Raw genomic sequence first — 16819 nt, 5'->3', positions numbered from 1 at the left:
CCACCGGCATGGCGGCCCGGGTACGGGGAAGTCTCACGGTGCAGAGGCTGTCGGGTGACTTCCGATGGGAAAGCGGACGCGGTCCGGTGCGTGCGATTCCAAGGCGCCGAAATGTCCTCGAATGGGGTCTCCCCTGCTCGAACGAAGTTGAGAGCTCGGGGAAGCAGCTACGAGGGCATTTCGGCAACGCGGGAGGGAGTCCCTCCCGGCCCTTAATGCCTTGGGGGAGTGCGTGCCAGGGCGTGGCCGCCCGATCGGAGGTCACCCGACAGCCTCTGGGGCGAGACGGCACACCCACATCCTCTCTCAGGCCCGGTCGGCCGACTCGTTCCCCTCGCGCCGTCGCGCCGTACCCAGGACACTGGGCGGCAACATCGGCCGAGGCGGATGTCGTTGTCGTATCAGGAGGGGGATTCACATGCGGGACAGCCATCGGGCTGAAGCCGAAGGGCTGTTGGTTCGCGCCGTCGAGGAAGAGGTAAGGCGCTCGGGCGGGCGGGCCGACGCCGGTGCGCTGACAGCACGCGGGCGGGCGGCGCTCGATTCTCTGACCGCCGCCGCGGCCGACGAGTACGCCGCGTATCTCCAGGCGCTGGACGCGGCGGAGGCAGGGCAGCAGCCGCTGTCGCAGCGGTTCAGCCGGACCACCCTCGGAACTCCCCTGTTGGTCACGGGAGTTGCCGCGGTCGCCGCCTTCGGCGCCGATGTCGCGTTCGGTACGGCGACGGGGCCGGCCCTCGGCGCGGGCGCCGTCGTCGCGGTCGCGGGGGCCACGGCGACCGTCGCCAAGGTCACCGCGTCGCACTGGCCCGCCGCCCACCGCCGCGCGGGTGCGCTCGGCCAGCCCGGCGGCGCCGAACAGCTGCGGCTGCAGTGGCTGGCGGCGCTGGAGGTACGGGGCATCCGCCCGTTCCTCGACCAGCAGCGGATGCTCACCGCGTCGTCGCGCACACCGGCGAAAAAGATCCCCGCGCAGTCGCGGACCGCCCCGCAGCTGCGGGGCGGGGACCGCAGCGCCGCAGCCCGTATGCGCGCGCTCCTCGACCAGTCGTTCGACCACCTGCCCGCCGCCGACGGGCCGTTCGCCGGCCGCCGGGCCGAGCTGGCGCAGATCGCGCAGTGGGTGCGCGAGGCCCGCGCGTCGACGGAGACCAAGCCGACCGTCGTCGTCCTGCACGGCACGCCCGGCGCGGGACGCACCACGCTCGCGGTGCGGGCGGCGCGCAACCTGAAGGATCAGTTCCGGGGTGCGTGCGTGGTGGACCTGCGCGGCAATGTGTCCGGGGAGGCGCCGCTGCCGACCCGGGACGCGCTGCTGCATCTCCTGAACCGGCTGGGCGCGCCCCGCGAGCAGTTGCTGTTCCGCGAGAGGGCCTCCGCCGAGCAGCAGGTGCGGCGGCTGAGCGAGCTGTACCACCAGCATCTGACCGGCACGCCCGTGACGATCGTCCTCGACGACGCGGCCGACGCGGCCCAGGTCCGCACGCTGGTCCCCGAGCGCTCCGACAGCCTCGTCCTGGTCACCGCCCGCGAGCCCCTGGAGCTGCCCGCCGACCTTCCGGCCCGGGTCCATCACCTGCCGGTCGGCGCGCTGGACGCGGCGGGCGCGGAGGAGCTGCTGCGCGAGGCGGCCGGTACGGCGCAGAAGGAGCCGTACGACGCCCGGTCGACGGACAGCATCGTCGAGTTGTGCGGCGGGCTGCCGTTGGCGCTGCGCACAGCGGGCTCCTCGCTCGGCGCCCGTACCCGCGGCGCCCTCGCCGCCGATCTCGCCGCGTACGGTCCGGTCGCGCCGGTCGAGCGGGCGCTGTGGCTGCGCTACACCGACCAGTCCGAACAGGCGCGGCGGCTGCTGCGCCGGCTCGCGCTGGCCGGGCGGGCCAGCCTGGGCGCCGCGGCGGCGGCCGCGCTGCTCTCCGCCGACGAGCAGGAGGCCGAGCGGCTGCTGACGGCCCTGGCCGGGGCCGGGCTCCTGGACCACGTACGGGGCTCGCGCTACCGGCTCCACGATCTCGTACGGGGCTTCGCCCTGGACCGGCTGCGGGACGAGGAGGCGGCGGCGGACCGTACGGCCGCGCAGGAGCGGCTGATCAAGAACTACGCGGAGCTGGCCGGTGCGGTGATCCGCATGGTGGACGGCAAGATGTCCACCCGGGCCGGGCAGTTCGGCTCGCACGGATTCGGTTCGCTGGAATCGGCGCTGCGCTGGCTGGACGACGAGTCGAGCTTCATCACGTCGGCGCTGCGGCACGCGGAGGGCGTCGACCAAGGGGCCGTGCTGTATCTGCTGGGCGCGCTGTGCGACTACTGCCTGCTGCGCGGCGACCTCTACCGGCTGGGCGAGATCAGCGAGTTGACTCAGGCCGTGGACAAGGGGCTGCTGGAGCGGTCCGTGCAGTGGCGCACCGGCATCGCGGCCCGTCAGCTCGGCGAGCTGGACAAGGCCCGCACCACGCTGTCGTCGGTCGTCGGGCTCTACCGCGAGGCGCAGAACGAGGCGGGTACGGCGCTGGCGCTCTGCTCGCTCGGCATCACCCTGCACCACCAGGGCAATCTGACCGAGGCGTCGGCGCGGCTGCGCGAGGCGATCGCGTTGCAGTCCTCCGAGGAGCAGGCCGAGGACCGGGCCTGGTCGCTGCACGCCCTGGCCGCCGTCGAACGGGACCGGGCCCACCTGGCCGAGGCGCTGACCCTCCTGGACACGGCGCTGGCCCTGCACCGGGAGGGCGAGTCGCTGCACGGCGAGGCGTGGACGCAGTTCCAGCTGGGCCAGACCCTGCTGCGGATGGGCGACGTGGCGCGGGCGAAGGACGCGCTGCGCACGGCCCTGGACCTGTACAGCCGCACCCGTGACGAGCGCGGCGAGGCGTGGGCGCTGACCCAGCTGGCCCGCGCGCGACTGCTCGACGACGACCCGGCCCTGGCGGCCGAGGAGCTCAGCCTGGCCCTGGCCCGCCACCGCGACAACGAGGACGCGCGCGGCGAGGCGTGGACGCGGTACTACCTGGGCCAGGCCCTGGAGGAGAACGGCGACACCGACCAGGCCGTGCGGCAGCTGGAGCGGGCCCGGACGATGTTCTCCCGGATGCGGGACGTGTACGGGCTGGCGTGCGCCCGGCACCACTCGGGCCGGGTCACCCGCGACCAGCGGGCCGCGCAGACCGGGAACCTCCGCAACTCCGGCTTCGCCCGTCAGCTCCTGGTCGACGCCCGGGCCGACTTCCGGCGCATCGGGGTCGCCCACGGCGAGGCGTGGACATGCCTGGAGCTGGCCCTGATCGACGCGGGCAACAACCGCGCCCCGCAGGCGCTGGAGCTGTGCGACGAGGCGGCGGAGCTGTTCGGCTCCTACGGCGACACGCGGGGCGCGGACTGGGCCCGTTTCCTGCGCTGCACGCTGCTTCCGTACGCGTCGCCGGGCGGCAGCGAGGTGGGCACGGTGGTGGCCCAGCAGGAACTGGCCGACCTGCTCCTGGCGGGACACCCGACGCGCGACAGCAAGCTGGAGGACTGCGCGGAGGCGTTCCGGGTGGTACTGAACCGCGGCGTGGACCTGGAGGACGGCTGGCAGGCGTGGCGCCTGGGCCTGACGCCGACGCGCCACGCCCGGGAGGTCATGGGCGTACCGGTCCCGCCCAGCACCAGCCCGTCCGGCGCCTGAGGACAGCGCTGCCCCGGCCGGGCACGACCGCCCCATCGGGGCACGACCGCCCCGCCCGTCGTCAGGCGTACGGGGCGGTCACCGGACGTCCCGGTACCGCCCCGCGCCTACTTCCGCTTCGCGGACCCCGCCGCCACCGGGGCGTCGGACGCCTCCGCCGGGTCCGGGGCCTCCACGAAGTCGACCTTGCCCATGTGCCGGTTCATGGACTTCATCAGCAGCCATACGCCGACGGCGAGTGCCGCGAAGACGATGAAGCCGAGAACGCCGGGGGTCACCTTGTTGTCGTCGACCTCCTTGGCGAGAGGGACGAGATGGGTCAGTGCCTGGGTCGCGTACATATCAGGCATTGTCGCGGATGCCCGCGAAGAGGTCGCTCTCGGGGAGGGAGGTATCGACGAGAGACTTCGCCAGCTCGTACTCCTCGGTCGGCCAGACCTCCTTCTGGATGTCCATCGGGACCCGGAACCAGCCGCCGTCGGGATCGATCTGCGTCGCGTGCGCGATCAGCGCCTTGTCGCGGATCTCGAAGAAGTCCGCGCACGGAACGTGCGTGGTCAGCGTGCGTTCGTCGCGCTCGAACTCCTTCCAGCGCTCCAGCCACTCGCCGTACGGGGACTCCAGGCCGCGGGCCAGCAGCGCCTCGTGGAGCGCGACCGTGCGCGGCCGGTTGAAGCCCTGGTTGTAGTAGAGCTTCTGCGGCTGCCAGGCCGGGCCGAACTCGGACTCGGGGTACAGCTCGGCGTCCGCCGCGCCGTCGAAGGCGATCATCGTGATCTTGTGGGTCATGATGTGGTCGGGGTGCGGGTACCCGCCGTTCTCGTCGTACGTCGTGACGACCTGCGGCCGGAACGCGCGGATGCTGCGGACGAGACGGCCGGCGGCCTTCTCCTCGTCCTCCAGCGCGAAGCAGCCCTCCGGCAGCGGCGGCAGCGGGTCGCCCTCGGGCAGACCCGAGTCGACGAAGCCGAGCCACTCCTGGCCGACGCCCAGGATCTCCCGGGCCTCGTCCATCTCCTTCTTGCGCACCTCGTGGATGTTCTCCTCGATGTACGCGTCGCCCTGGAGCTTGGGGTTGAGGATGGAGCCGCGCTCGCCGCCCGTGCAGGTCACGACCAGCACGTCCACCCCCTCGGACACATACTTGGCCATGGTGGCCGCACCCTTGCTCGACTCGTCGTCGGGGTGGGCGTGAACGGCCATCAGTCGCAGCTGCTCAGTCAAGACTCGATCCTCAGTGTTTCGGCGCGTGGGCAGGCTTCTATAGTGACCGAACCGGGGGGCGGAAAATTCCTCGATCCCCGGCACAGGAGGAACGATCATGACGGCGGTACGCGAAGCGCCCCCGGAGAACCGCTACGGCCGCTCCGCGGACCAGCGCGCGGACCGCAAGCTCACGATCATCGGCTCGGTGCTGGGCGTCGTCCTGCTCGGGGTGGTCGGCTGGATCGGTTACGCCTACATCACCGGGCAGGGGATCAGCGCCGAGGTGATCAAGCGCCAGGTCGTCTCGGACGCGCGTGTCGATGTGCACCTGGAGGTGCGCAAGGACAAGGACGCCAAGGGCTACTGCACCCTCCGCGCGCAGCACGAGGACGGCAGTGAGGTCGCCCGCAAGGACTTCCGCTTCGACGACCGCACCGACCGCGTCGACCGCGTCCTGTCGCTGCGTACGACGTCCAGGGCGACCAGTGTCGAGCTGCTGGGCTGCACCACCGACGGCGGGGCGGCGCGTTAACCGCCGCATGCCGGCGCTTCATCGCTCTTGTCGGTGCCGACCTGCGCAAAACGCGGTCCCGGCGATTACCTTCTCCCCCTTTTCCCGGGGAATTGTTAGGCTCGTGGTTTCGCCCACCCGTGAAGGCTCATGCTTACGGGTAGGGCGATGCTTTGTATACCCAGTACCGACGAGGAGCACCCTGTGACCCAGACCAGCGAAAACGTCACCTGGCTCACGCAGGAGGCGTACAACCAGCTCAAGGCCGAGCTGGAGTACCTGTCTGGTCCCGCGCGCACGGAAATCTCCGTAAAGATCGCGGCGGCCCGTGAGGAAGGTGACCTCCGGGAAAACGGCGGATACCACGCGGCCAAGGAGGAGCAGGGCAAGATGGAGCTGCGCGTGCGCCAGCTCACCCAGCTCCTGGAGCACGCGAAGGTGGGCGAGGCACCGGCCGACGACGGCGTGGTCGAGCCCGGCATGGTGGTGACGATCGCCTTCGACGGCGACCCGGACGACACCCTGACCTTCCTGCTCGCCTCGCGTGAGTACGCGAGCTCGGACATCGAGACGTACTCCCCCCAGTCCCCGCTCGGCACCGGCGTGAACGGCAAGAGGATGGGCGAGGACGCCGAGTACGAACTGCCGAACGGCAAGATGGCCACGGTGAAGATCCTCGCGGCGAAGCCGTACTCGGGCTGATCCGGCACCACTGACGTGAGAAAGCCTCCGGCCCGGTGGGCCGGAGGCTTTCTCACGTGTGCCGCGTCTCTCGGACCGCGACCTGCCGGTACCTGCGCACCGCCAGTGTGTGGAAGACCACCAGGATCAGCAGCGACCGGAGCAGCGACGCCCGGACCGGGTGCACCATCGGCCAGGCGTCCGACGGCGACACGCCGGGTTGCCGAAGAGCACCCGGCAGGCCCGGACGGTGGCGCTGGGGTGGTTCCGGTGACGGCGCTCACTTGACCGGCTCCGTACCGGCCGGCGCGGCCTTGCCGGCCGTGCCCGCCCCGGTCCCGTTCCCGCCGTTGGTCTCCGCCTCGGCGGCGTGCCCGGTGAGGGAGAGGAAGACGTCGTCGAGGGTGGGGCGGCGCAGTCCGATGTCGTCGATCTCCACGCCGCGGGCGTCGAGATCGCGGATGACCTCGGCCAGCAGCCTGGCTCCGCCGGAGACCGGGACCGTCAGCTTGCGCATGTGCTCGACGACGGTGACCTCGCCCTTGCCGAGGCGGGCGAGGACGGCCCGGGCCGAGTCGATCCGATCGCGCTGGTGCACCACGACCTCGACGCGCTCGCCGCCGGTACGGGCCTTGAGCTGGTCGCAGGTGCCGCGGGCGATGACCAGACCGTGGTCGATCACACAGATCTCGTGCGCGAGATGGTCGGCCTCCTCCAGGTACTGCGTGGTCAGCAGCAGCGTCGTACCGCCCGCGACGAGGTCCTCGATGACCCCCCAGAGCTGCTGCCGGTTGCGGGGGTCGAGGCCGGTGGTCGGCTCGTCCATGAACATGACCGGCGGGGAGACGACCAGCGCCGCCGCCAGGTCGAGGCGGCGGCGCATGCCTCCGGAGTACGTCTTGGCCGTACGGTCGGCCGCGTCGGCGAGGTTGAACCGCTCCAGCAGCTCCCCCGCCCTGGCCTTCGCGTCCCGCTTGCTCATCTGGTAGAGCTGACCGACCATCTGCAGGTTCTCGCGGCCGGTCAGATACTCGTCGACGGCGGCGAACTGGCCGCAGAGGCCGATCGAGCGGCGTACCTCATCGGGTCTCTTCAGTACGTCGATGCCCGCCACGACGGCCCTGCCGCTGTCGGGCCTGAGCAGGGTCGTGAGGACGCGCACGGCCGTCGTCTTGCCTGCGCCGTTGGGGCCGAGAAGTCCGAGAACGGTGCCTTCCTGCACATCGAGATCGACACCGCCGAGTGCTCTTACGTCGCCGAAGGTCTTCACCAGGCCTTCGGCATGGATGGCGCCTGGCATACGGGATTCCCCCAGTGCGTTCGGGGTGACTTCCTCAACAGATCCTAGGATTGACGGTCTTTCCGCGCCCGGTGAATACATCCGGCGAACACGCGCGGCCACCGGGCGGCGCGCCGGCACCGTAACGCGATACATCGCGACACACAAGGATCAGCTCATCACGAGGTAGCCCGCGTCACGCAGCGCCGTCGAGACCTCCTCACAGTGCTCCGGGCCCTTCGTCTCCAGCTGCAGCTCCACCTCGACCTCGGTGAGCCCGAGCCGCGGGTCGGTCCGCACATGGCCGATGTCGAGCACGTTGGCGTCCACGACCGAGAGCACGGCCAGCAGCGTGGCCAGCGCGCCGGGGCGGTCGGTCAGCCGCAGCCGCAGGCTCAGATAGCGGCCGGCCGCGACCATGCCGTGCGTCAGGATGCGCTGCATCAGCAACGGGTCCACGTTGCCGCCCGACAGCAGCGCGACCACCGGACCGCGGAACGACTTCGGATCGCTCAGCAACGCCGCGACCGGGCTCACGCCGGCCGGTTCCACCACCAGCTTCGCCCGCTCCAGACAGAGCAGCAGCGCACTGGACAGCTCGTCCTCGGAGACCGTACGGACCTCGTCGACGAGGTCCTTCACCAGGCCGAACGGCACATCGCCGGGGCGCCCCACCTTGATGCCGTCCGCCATCGTGTTCAGCGAGCCGATCGACACCGGATGCCCCGCGGCCAGCGACGGCGGATAGCAGGCCGCGCCCGCCGCCTGCACGCCGACGATCCGCACATCGGGCCGGAGCGCCTTGACCGCCACCGCAATGCCCGCGGCGAGACCGCCGCCGCCGATCCCGACGACGATGGTGCGCACCTCGGGGCACTGTTCGAGGATCTCCAGGCCCACCGTGCCCTGTCCCGCGATGATGTCCGGGTGGTCGAAGGGGTGGATGAAAACCGCGCCGGTCTCCTGCGCGTACTCCTGGGCGGCGGCCAGCGTCTCGTCGACGACATGGCCGTGCAGCCGGACCTGCGCCCCGTACTGGCGGGTGGCGGCCACCTTCGGCAGCGGTGCCCCGACCGGCATGAAGACCGTCGACCGTACGCCGAGCAACGCAGACGCGAGCGCGACGCCCTGCGCATGGTTTCCGGCGCTCGCGGCCACGACTCCGGCCGCCCGTTCCACCGGGGACAGCCCGGCGATCCGTACGTACGCACCACGCAGTTTGAACGAACCGGTCCGCTGCAGGTTCTCGCACTTGAAGTGGACCGGCGCGCCGACAAGCTCCGTCAGGTGGCGGCTGCCCTCCATGGCGGTCACCCTGGCGACACCGGAGAGCATCTTCTGCGCCCCGAGGACGTCATCGAGAATCAGCGGGGGAAAAGAGCCGGTCGCCGAGAAGTTCATACGGCAAGTCTTGCAGCTCGGCAAAGTGCCGGACGCCTCGCCGAGCTGCGCCCGCCCCGTTGTCCACAGGTTTGTGCAGCGCTGGTACGCGTCGCACCGAGGCCGCGTACTCTGTCCCCCACCCATCCGACACCGCACGAAGAGAGCCCCCGGCCATGCCCCCTCAGGACATGACGACAGCTGCGTCTCCTTCCGGGGGCGCGACCCCCGAATCCACGGGTTCCGACCACGTCCTCGATGCTCTGCAGCACCAGGTCGCGGTATTCGCCCGCCGTGCCGAGCAGACCCGCCTCGGCGGTGTCGGCCAAGTGCGCAATTCCATGGACCGTGCCGCCTACCTGCTGCTCAACCGGCTGGACCGGGAAGGCCCGATGGGCGTCAAGGCACTGGCCGAGGGCATGGGAATCGACTCCTCGACCGTGACCCGGCAGGTCGCACCGCTCGTCGACACCGGCCTGGTCAAGCGCACCTCGCACCCGGAGGACGGCCGGGCAGTCGTGCTCCAGCTGTCGCCGCGCGGCCAGGCACGACTGGATGAGGTCCGCGCCTCCCGCCGCGAACTCATGACGCAGGTGACGGACGACTGGACACCCGAGGAGCGCGAGACGTTCTGCACGCTGCTCACCCGGTTCAACACGGCACTGGCCGCCCGGCAGACCTCGCACCAGGCTCCCCGGACCGAATGAGCGGGACAGCGGGATCCGGCCACGCCCGGCGCCGCTGAGCGGGCGGCCGCGCGCACGCCTCTTGACCAGGAGCCCCCGCGAAGGCTCGGATGAGGACTGTGCGAGAGCGCCAAGCGGGCCGGGAGCGGCGCCGCGCCCAGGAGTTCGGGACCTTCGTGGCGGGCGCGGCCGGCCGACTGCTGCACACGGCCACGCTGCTCACCGCCGAACCTCTGCTGCCGCCCGGGGCGAATCCCCGGGCCCAGCGGTTGCTCACGGCCGCGCTGGCACACACATACGCGCAATGGGAACGGCTGCGCGGCGAGGACCCGTACGACCGCACCCGGCGGGAGCTGGCCGCCCGGTTCGCCCACGAGGTCTGGCGCCACCACCGGCCGCGCGGCGGTCCGCTGGACCGGCTGCCCCCGCAGGAACGCCTGGTCCTCGTGCTCCGGCTGTACGAAGGGGTCACAGAGGAGCAGGCTGCGGCGCTGCTGGGGCTTCCGGTGGACCGGATCCGGGCGATCTGCAACCGCGCGGTGGCCACGATGCGCGGCACCCGCCGCCCCACGGCGCGGCGCGGGTGGCATCGGCCCACGGAGGCCGCGCCATGAGCCGCGGCGGGGAGGACGAGGTCCGGCGCATGCTGGACGGTCCGCACCCGCAGGTCCCCGCCGAGCTCGCACAGCGGGCGGCCGAACGCGGCGCCCGCCTGCTGCGCCGGCGGCGCTTCGCCGGCCGGCTGATGCTGCTGCTGACGTGCGCCGCGGTGGTCGCGTTCACGGTGTGGGCGGTGGCGGCCCAGCCGTGGCAGGTGCCGCCCGCCGAGACGACGCCGCCGCTGGACGGCTGGTGAGGGCAGGTACCGGGTGACCCGTCGAACTATCCTGGAGCCCTGGAACGGGACGCCATGGGAACCGGCCGAGGAGGCTGTGATGACCAGGAAAGTCGCCGACTGCCGCAAGTATCCGAGCGTCACGAACTGCTCACTCACCATCTCGGGCGAGGAAGAGGAAGTCGTACGGGCCGCGGCGGAACACGCGGTCTCCGTCCACGAGCACACCGACAGCCCGGAACTGCGTGAACAGATCCGGGCATCGCTGGACGACGAGAAGACCTGAGCCCGATCCTGGATCTTTGATCCCGACGTGCCGCGCGCCCGACGTGCCGCGCGCCCGACGTGCCGTGCGCCGGACGTGCCGTGCGAACGGGTCCGGACATCACCGGACACATCGCTGGACGCATCGCCGGACGACGAGCGGGCCGGGGCCTGCCGGTGGCGCGTGGCCCCGATCCGCCCGGCAGGCCCTATCCGAGCGCCTGCGTCAGATCCGCGATCAGGTCGTCGACGGACTCGATGCCGACGGAGAGCCGGACGAGGTCGGCCGGCACCTCCAGCGCGGACCCCGCCGCCGAGGCGTGCGTCATACGGCCCGGATGTTCCACGAGCGACTCGACGCCACCCAGCGACTCACCGAGGGTGAACAGCTTCGCCCGGTTGCAGACGTGGACCGCCGCCTCCTCGCCGCCCACGACCCGGAAGGACACCATGCCGCCGAAGGCCTTCATCTGCTTGGCGGCGATCTCGTGGCCCGGGTGCTCGGGCAGCCCCGGGTAGAGGACCTGGGTGACCTTGGGGTGCCGGGTCAGCAGATCGGCGATCTTGGTCGCGTTCTCGCAGTGCCGGTCCATGCGGACCGCGAGGGTCTTGATGCCGCGCAGCACCAGCCAGGCGTCGAACGGTCCGGCGACCGCGCCCATCGCGTTCTGGTGGTACGCCAACTCCTCGGCCAATTCCGGGTCGTTGACGATCAGCGCACCGCCGACGACGTCCGAGTGGCCGCCCATGTACTTGGTGGTGGAGTGCACCACCACGTCGGCCCCCAGGGCGAGGGGCTGCTGGAGGTAGGGGCTGGCGAAAGTATTGTCGACGACCAGCCGCACGCCCGCCGCGCGGGCCACTGAGGCGATCGCGGCGATGTCGGTGATGCCGAGCAACGGGTTGGACGGGGTCTCCACCCAGATCGCCTTGGTGCGCGGGGTGATCGCCGCCCGTACCGACGCCACGTCCGAGGTGTCGGCGACGGAGAAGTCCACGCCCCACCGCGAGACGACCTTCGCGAACAGCCGGAACGTGCCGCCGTAGGCGTCGTTCGGGATGACCACGTGGTCGCCGGGGCTGAGCAGCGTACGGAGCAGGCAGTCCTCGGCGGCGAGTCCGGAGGCGAAGGCGAGCCCGCGACGGCCGCCCTCCAGAGCCGCGAGGTTGTCCTCCAGTGCGGTACGGGTCGGGTTGGCGCTGCGGCTGTACTCGTAGCCGCCCCGCAGTCCGCCCACGCCGTCCTGCTTGTACGTGGACACCTGGTAAATGGGCGGAACGACGGCGCCGGTGAGGGGATCGGCGGTATTTCCCGCGTGGATCGCGAGAGTCTCGAAACTCTGCTGGTCACTCATGGGGCCCGAGCGTAGTTCGTTACGAGGGTGCCCACCGGACTGCCGGGCCGTCCGGTGACAATGGGGGCATGGAGATTCTCTGGTTCCTGCTCGCGCTGTGCATGCTCGCCGCGGTCGTCGGCCCCTTCGTGCTGCGCCGCCGCGGCGGTATCCGCCAAGTCCTGCCCGGTTCGCCGGACGCCGCCGACCCGGACACGTACGGCTTCGCCCGCCAGGAGGAGCTGGACATCCGGCTGCCGGGCCCGGACCAGGATCTCCTCGATGTGCTCGACGTCGTGCAGCGCTCCCAGGACTGGCGGGCGGCCTCGCAGTTGCTGGCCGGTACGCCCAAGGAGGGCGAGGTGCGATGGCAGCGGGTGCAGGCGTTCGCCGGGGCCGCCTCGCTGGAGCTGGCGCAGCAGCCCGGTGTCGGCGGTGCGTGGCTGCGCGCGTGGCGGGCCGAGGCGCCGAAGGACGCGGGCGGCGCGGCGGTGCACGCCGAGTTCCTGGTGCAGCAGGCGTGGCGCTCCTCGACCGCGGGGACGGACGACTTCCGGATCATCCTGGAGGAGGCCCGCACGGTCTGCGGCGAGGCGGCACTGCTGGCGCCCGGCGACCCGGTCCCGTACATCGTCGAACTGGCCGTCTCCCGCGGACTCGGCTACTCCCACGAGGAGTTCGACCGGCTCTGGGCGAAGGTGATCGACCGGGCCCCGGCCCACATGGGCGCGCACATCGCCGCGCTGCACTACTGGTGCGAGAAGTGGCACGGCTCCCGCGAGGCGGCCGACCGCTTCGCCACCACGGCCGCCGCCCGCGCCCCGCAGGGCTCCCTGCTGGCCGCGCTGCCGCTCTTCGCGGTGTACGAGCATCTGCCCGAGGTCAATCTCGTGCAGGGCTTCTACCGCAGCGCGGTGGTGACGAAGGCGGTCGAGGGCGCCCTGTTCGCGGTGCACGCGGCCCGTGCGGACGACCCGATGCTCGCCCACGTCCGGCATCTGCTGGTCCTCTTCCTCGTCCGGATGGAGCGCTGGTCGGAGGCGATGAACCAGTTCGTCCACATCGACGGCCACGTGGGCGCCCTGCCGTGGACCCAGAGCCCCGACCCGGCCGCCGAATACACGGTCTACCGGGCCCTCGCCGTCGCCGGCTACGAGGCGAACGGCGGCAGCCCGGCGACGCTGCCGCGGTAGTCGTGAGCCGCGGCGCCCGGTACCTGCCGTCGATGCGCTGCCGGGCCGACTGCCTGGGCGACGGACGACTGCCCGGCGGCGGACCGGTGACACCGCCGGAGCAGCGACCCGGCGGCGGACCGGCGACATCACCGGGGCAGTAGCCCGGCACCCGTTCCGCGGGCGATGGACTGGGGAGTGGCGCGGCACCGTCCCCAGGCGATGGCCGGGGGTGACGCGACCCCGGTCCCGGGCTGCCCCCATATCGCGTTGCCGCGCCCACCCGCGGGACGACATACTCCGATTCCCCACGCGCACCACGACCACCACCACCTTTCCCGTCCCCATGGGGGAATCCGTCCGATGAGCCCCACTCTGCGCGCCCTCCGCACCGTTGCTCTTCTCACCGGCTTCTACCTGCTGGGCATCCTCCTGCTCGCCATCCTCTGCGTCGTTGACTGGGCCGCGTTCCGCTGGACGTGGACACCCATCGCCGTGCTGGTTCTCGCCCGCACCTTCGTGCCGGCGCTCCCGATCGTGCGCAGCATGTTCATGCCGCGCACGCCGGACAACAACGACGTGCGCGGACTGCGTGTCGACGACACCCGGCAGCCCCGGCTCTGGGCCCTGGTCCGCGACCTCGCCGACCGGGTCGGCACCCGCGCACCCGATGACATCGTGCTCACCGACCAGGTGAACGCCTCGGCCGTCGAGGACACCAGGCTCCTCGGCCTGGTCGCCGGCCGACGCCGGCTCCTCGTCGGGCTGCCCCTGATGGCCGGAATGTCCGAGGCCCAGCTGCGTTTCGTGCTCGCGTACGAGATGAGCCGCTACGCCAATTCCGAAACCCGCCTCGCCGCGGTCATCACACGCGGCCAGGACCGGACCGCCCGCGCCGTCACCCACTTCCGGGAGCAGGCGGACAAGGCCGTCGCCAGGGAGCGGGAACGCCAGGAGAAGAAGGCCGCGAAGGCGCGCGCCAAGGGCAGGAAGGCCAAGAAGATCGACCCGGACCACGCCGGTGCCCCGCACCGCGTGTTGGCGGCGCTGTACCAGAGGTACAGGAGTTTCTCCACGCGCGTCACGATGTCCGGCACCCACCGCGCGGAGTTCGCGGCCGATGCCGCCGCGGCGAGGATCGCGGGCCGTGACGTGAGCGCATGCGCACTGCTCGAGATCCAGGTCCTCCACGACACGCACGAGGACTACATGGAGACGTACGCCATGCTCGGTGTGAAGGCCGGGATGCTGCCCCCGCCCGGCCAGGTCCTCGGCGGTCTACGGCATGTGCTGGCCGCGCGCAGGGACGAGCTGGACGAGTTGCGCAACTCCCTGCCGTCCGAAGTGGACGCCCCTTACGCGGATCCGTGGATCATGGAACGCATTGCCCGGATCGAGGCGATGCCGGACGACGGGCGCGCGTCGGAGCCCGTGGAGCCGGCCCTGGGCCTGCTCGTCGACACCGAGCGCACGCTGGCCGCTGTCGAGGAGCAGGTGCTGACACCGGAGATGCTGCGGCTGCGCCGGGTCGACTGGCCGGACCTGGTGCACGAGTCGATATCGACATACGGGAAGTGGTCGACGCGGAAGTTCAGGACGGCGGTCGCCGGGGTGACCGGCGGCGAAGGCTCGGTGACCGACGCGCTCGACGCGATCGACGCGGGCGCACAGTGGCAGATCGCCGACCGGCTCCACACGTCCGACAAGGCCCGGGAGGCGACCGGTCGCGTGGCCCGCGAGTTCGCCAGGCCCGGACTGCGCGCGGGGCTGCGGCAGCTGGCCGAGGGCGAGTACGTACGGCAGGGGCGTGCCCGCTGGCGGCTGCCCTGGACCGACGACGACGCCTCACTGGAACTCCCGTGGGGCCACGCGGAGTTGCTCCCATCGGCGTTGGACGCGGCGGTGGCGGATGCCCCGGACACGAAGCCGCTGCGCGCGCTGCTCACGCCTGACCGCCGTACCCCTCTCCGAGCCGGCCCGGAACCCTCCCTGGCGCCCCGGCTGCTCCAGTCGGCCGCCGCTCTGTGCGAGTACCTCTGGACGAAGGTGCGGAAGAAGACGAATGGGCGGAAGAAACCGCCGCGGCCCGCCGAGAGCACTCCCGGCCCGCGCGACGAGGAGATCCGCTGCGCCGTCCGTTCCGGCGACTGGCGGGCGGGCGCCGTCTTCCTCTACGAAGCGGGCCGGGACTGGCAGGAGCGATACCGGCGCGCCGCCGTCCTCCAGGACGAGGCCGTGGCCGACGACGCCTGGCTGCTGGCCTGGCGCGCCGCGCGGCCCAAGGACGCGGGCGCGGCCCTCGTGCACGCCGGCGCGTTGATCGGCGTCGCGGCGGAGGTGCACGGTACGAATCCGACGCAGCAGCCCACATGGGAGCAGTCCTCCGTCTTCCGCCAGGTGATGGCCAGGGCCCGCGAGGCATGCCACGAGGCCCAGGCCGTGGCGGGCGACGACCCGTGTCCGTACATCGCCGAGATTCCCTGCGCCCTCGGCCTCGGCTACGAGCAGAACGAGTGCCGTGCCCTGTGGGCGAAGATCGTCGTGCGCGACGCGCCCCACCTCGCGGCCCACGACGCGGTGCTCCGGTACTGGTGCTACCGGTGGGCCGGCTCGTACAGGCAGGCCGAGTACCTCGCACGCGAGGCGGCGCGGCAGAGCAGCCCCGGCCGGCTGCTCTCGCTGCTTCCGCTGTACGCCGCGTTCAAGCAGGAGCGGGCCGACCGGAACACGCACGCGGATGTGTACTACAAGAGCCCGGAGCTGATCGCCGCGGTCGACGCCTGCCTGGTCGACGTGGCGGCAGCCGTGGCGGCCGACCTCGAGGACCGGCGGATCGTCCGGGCCCGCCACCTGCTCGCCTGGACGCTGTACTGGCAGGACCGGTACGAGGCAGCGCTGGAGCAGTTCCGCTTAATCAACGGCCCCGTCGACGACAGCACCCCGTGGTCGTACTTCGGGAATCCGAAGAATTTCTACGTCCGGTGCCGCGACTACAGCGCCATGCAGGTCGTGGGCGCGAACGGCGACTGACCGTCGCGTACGCGGCGCAGGCGCCGGAATCTCCGGCGCCCCCGGCGCGTTGTACGGACCGGAAAACCCAGCCCTCGGAGGAGCCCCCGCATGTTCCTGCAACGCCGTACCCCGCAGCTCCCCACCCCGGAGGAGGCCCTGAAGGGCCGCCCCACCCCCGAGTTCACCGTCCCGTCCCGCCACACGGTCCTCGGCAACCCGCTGCTGGGCCCGTACCCGGAGGGCCTGGAGATCGCGGACTTCGCACTGGGCTGTTTCTGGGGCGCCGAGCGCAAATTCTGGCAGACGGACGGCGTCTGGACGACGCTCGTCGGCTACCAGGGCGGCTCCACGGAGAACCCCGCGTACGAAGAAGTCTGCTCGGGCCTGACCGGCCACACCGAAGCGGTCCGCGTCGTCTTCGACCCGAAGACCGTCTCGTACGCCGAGCTGCTGAAGCTGTTCTGGGAGTCCCACGACCCGACCCAGGGCTTCCGCCAGGGCAATGACGTGGGCACGCAGTATCGCTCGGCGATCTACACCCACTCCCCCGAGCAGGCAGCGGCCGTGGCAGCCTCCCGCGAGGCCTACCAAAAGGTCCTCACGGGCTCCGGCTACGGCGAGATCACCACGGAGATCCTCCCGGCGGAGGGCCGCACGTTCTGGCCCGCCGAGGCATATCACCAGCAGTATCTGGACAAGAACCCGGCGGGCTACTGCGGCATCGGCGGCACCGGTGTGGCCTGCCCCATCGGCATCGCCAAGGCTCCTGGAGACGAGTGATCCACAGGCCAGGTACAG

Annotated in this window: 15 protein-coding genes; 10 read left to right on the top strand and 5 right to left on the bottom strand. The window is 71.6% G+C overall.

What is annotated here, in order from left to right:
* The first annotated feature begins 418 nt into the window (after nucleotides 1-418).
* Nucleotides 419-3661 (top strand): ATP-binding protein, encoded by a 3243-nt coding sequence (locus OG306_RS24300; protein WP_266748185.1) that lies wholly within the window; start codon nucleotides 419-421, stop codon nucleotides 3659-3661.
* A gap of 107 nt (nucleotides 3662-3768) precedes the next feature.
* On the opposite strand, the gene OG306_RS24295 is transcribed toward OG306_RS24300, so the two are convergent.
* Nucleotides 3769-4002, bottom strand: coding sequence for a hypothetical protein (locus tag OG306_RS24295; protein ID WP_266748184.1), 234 nt, complete (start codon nucleotides 4000-4002; stop codon nucleotides 3769-3771).
* A 1-nt stretch (nucleotide 4003) separates the two neighbouring features.
* A complete protein-coding gene (gene mca, locus OG306_RS24290) occupies nucleotides 4004-4885 on the bottom strand; it encodes a mycothiol conjugate amidase Mca (RefSeq protein ID WP_266748183.1) in 882 nt (293 codons plus the stop codon).
* A gap of 97 nt (nucleotides 4886-4982) precedes the next feature.
* Between mca and OG306_RS24285 the strand changes: the two genes are divergently transcribed.
* Complete coding sequence (locus tag OG306_RS24285; RefSeq protein ID WP_266748182.1) at nucleotides 4983-5399, top strand: DUF4307 domain-containing protein; 417 nt, start codon at nucleotides 4983-4985, stop codon at nucleotides 5397-5399.
* Between the two features lie 183 nt (nucleotides 5400-5582).
* Nucleotides 5583-6080 (top strand): transcription elongation factor GreA, encoded by a 498-nt coding sequence (greA, locus tag OG306_RS24280; RefSeq protein ID WP_266748181.1) that lies wholly within the window; start codon nucleotides 5583-5585, stop codon nucleotides 6078-6080.
* Nucleotides 6081-6339: 259 nt separating this feature from the next.
* Here the strand turns inward: greA and OG306_RS24275 are convergent, their stop codons facing one another.
* Both OG306_RS24275 and ilvA read right to left on the bottom strand, forming a co-directional pair.
* Nucleotides 6340-7359 carry an ATP-binding cassette domain-containing protein gene (locus tag OG306_RS24275; RefSeq protein ID WP_266905615.1) on the bottom strand — a complete coding sequence of 340 codons (1020 nt, stop codon included), beginning with the start codon at nucleotides 7357-7359 and terminating at the stop codon, nucleotides 6340-6342.
* 150 nt (nucleotides 7360-7509) lie between these two features.
* Complete coding sequence (gene ilvA / locus OG306_RS24270; protein ID WP_266748179.1) at nucleotides 7510-8739, bottom strand: threonine ammonia-lyase; 1230 nt, start codon at nucleotides 8737-8739, stop codon at nucleotides 7510-7512.
* Nucleotides 8740-8894: 155 nt separating this feature from the next.
* Between ilvA and OG306_RS24265 the strand changes: the two genes are divergently transcribed.
* The 4 genes from OG306_RS24265 to OG306_RS24250 all read left to right on the top strand — a co-directional run bounded on the left by OG306_RS24265 (nucleotide 8895) and on the right by OG306_RS24250 (nucleotide 10525).
* Complete coding sequence (locus OG306_RS24265) at nucleotides 8895-9425, top strand: MarR family winged helix-turn-helix transcriptional regulator (protein ID WP_266748178.1); 531 nt, start codon at nucleotides 8895-8897, stop codon at nucleotides 9423-9425.
* 98 nt (nucleotides 9426-9523) lie between these two features.
* Nucleotides 9524-10018 carry a sigma factor-like helix-turn-helix DNA-binding protein gene (locus OG306_RS24260; RefSeq protein ID WP_266752387.1) on the top strand — a complete coding sequence of 165 codons (495 nt, stop codon included), beginning with the start codon at nucleotides 9524-9526 and terminating at the stop codon, nucleotides 10016-10018.
* On the top strand, nucleotides 10015-10260 hold the full coding sequence (locus OG306_RS24255) for a hypothetical protein (RefSeq protein WP_266748177.1): 246 nt from the start codon (nucleotides 10015-10017) through the stop codon (nucleotides 10258-10260). Before OG306_RS24260 ends, OG306_RS24255 begins: the two co-directional genes overlap by 4 nt.
* Before the next feature lie 79 nt (nucleotides 10261-10339).
* Nucleotides 10340-10525 carry a DUF1059 domain-containing protein gene (locus OG306_RS24250; protein WP_266748176.1) on the top strand — a complete coding sequence of 62 codons (186 nt, stop codon included), beginning with the start codon at nucleotides 10340-10342 and terminating at the stop codon, nucleotides 10523-10525.
* Between the two features lie 187 nt (nucleotides 10526-10712).
* On the opposite strand, the gene OG306_RS24245 is transcribed toward OG306_RS24250, so the two are convergent.
* Nucleotides 10713-11858: a cystathionine gamma-synthase gene (locus tag OG306_RS24245; RefSeq protein ID WP_266748174.1), complete on the bottom strand. Its 1146-nt coding sequence runs from the start codon at nucleotides 11856-11858 to the stop codon at nucleotides 10713-10715.
* A gap of 68 nt (nucleotides 11859-11926) precedes the next feature.
* Here OG306_RS24245 and OG306_RS24240 point away from each other — a divergent pair, with 68 nt between their 5' ends.
* The 3 genes from OG306_RS24240 to msrA all read left to right on the top strand — a co-directional run bounded on the left by OG306_RS24240 (nucleotide 11927) and on the right by msrA (nucleotide 16801).
* Nucleotides 11927-13030 carry a hypothetical protein gene (locus OG306_RS24240; protein WP_266748173.1) on the top strand — a complete coding sequence of 368 codons (1104 nt, stop codon included), beginning with the start codon at nucleotides 11927-11929 and terminating at the stop codon, nucleotides 13028-13030.
* A 342-nt stretch (nucleotides 13031-13372) separates the two neighbouring features.
* Nucleotides 13373-16039, top strand: coding sequence for a M48 family metallopeptidase (locus OG306_RS24235; RefSeq protein WP_327349416.1), 2667 nt, complete (start codon nucleotides 13373-13375; stop codon nucleotides 16037-16039).
* Between the two features lie 90 nt (nucleotides 16040-16129).
* Complete coding sequence (msrA, locus tag OG306_RS24230) at nucleotides 16130-16801, top strand: peptide-methionine (S)-S-oxide reductase MsrA (RefSeq protein ID WP_266748171.1); 672 nt, start codon at nucleotides 16130-16132, stop codon at nucleotides 16799-16801.
* The last annotated feature ends 18 nt before the right edge of the window (nucleotides 16802-16819 follow it).

This window comes from Streptomyces sp. NBC_01241 (assembly GCF_041435435.1).
Lineage (GTDB): Bacteria > Actinomycetota > Actinomycetes > Streptomycetales > Streptomycetaceae > Streptomyces.
Note: the sequence above shows the minus strand (reverse complement) of the source record. Positions and strands in the feature narration are given on the sequence as shown.

Excerpts from the sequence above, each read along its gene's own strand:
- OG306_RS24300 (WP_266748185.1), top strand. The coding sequence starts at position 419 with ATGCGGGACAGCCATCGGGCTGAAGCCGAAGGGCTGTTGGTTCGCGCC.
- OG306_RS24295 (WP_266748184.1), bottom strand. The coding sequence starts at position 4,002 with ATGTACGCGACCCAGGCACTGACCCATCTCGTCCCTCTCGCCAAGGAG.
- OG306_RS24285 (WP_266748182.1), top strand. The coding sequence starts at position 4,983 with ATGACGGCGGTACGCGAAGCGCCCCCGGAGAACCGCTACGGCCGCTCC.
- OG306_RS24275 (WP_266905615.1), bottom strand. The coding sequence starts at position 7,359 with ATGCCAGGCGCCATCCATGCCGAAGGCCTGGTGAAGACCTTCGGCGAC.
- ilvA (WP_266748179.1), bottom strand. The coding sequence starts at position 8,739 with ATGAACTTCTCGGCGACCGGCTCTTTTCCCCCGCTGATTCTCGATGAC.
- OG306_RS24265 (WP_266748178.1), top strand. The coding sequence starts at position 8,895 with ATGCCCCCTCAGGACATGACGACAGCTGCGTCTCCTTCCGGGGGCGCG.
- OG306_RS24255 (WP_266748177.1), top strand. The coding sequence starts at position 10,015 with ATGAGCCGCGGCGGGGAGGACGAGGTCCGGCGCATGCTGGACGGTCCG.
- OG306_RS24250 (WP_266748176.1), top strand. The coding sequence starts at position 10,340 with ATGACCAGGAAAGTCGCCGACTGCCGCAAGTATCCGAGCGTCACGAAC.
- OG306_RS24245 (WP_266748174.1), bottom strand. The coding sequence starts at position 11,858 with ATGAGTGACCAGCAGAGTTTCGAGACTCTCGCGATCCACGCGGGAAAT.
- OG306_RS24240 (WP_266748173.1), top strand. The coding sequence starts at position 11,927 with ATGGAGATTCTCTGGTTCCTGCTCGCGCTGTGCATGCTCGCCGCGGTC.
- OG306_RS24235 (WP_327349416.1), top strand. The coding sequence starts at position 13,373 with ATGAGCCCCACTCTGCGCGCCCTCCGCACCGTTGCTCTTCTCACCGGC.
- msrA (WP_266748171.1), top strand. The coding sequence starts at position 16,130 with ATGTTCCTGCAACGCCGTACCCCGCAGCTCCCCACCCCGGAGGAGGCC.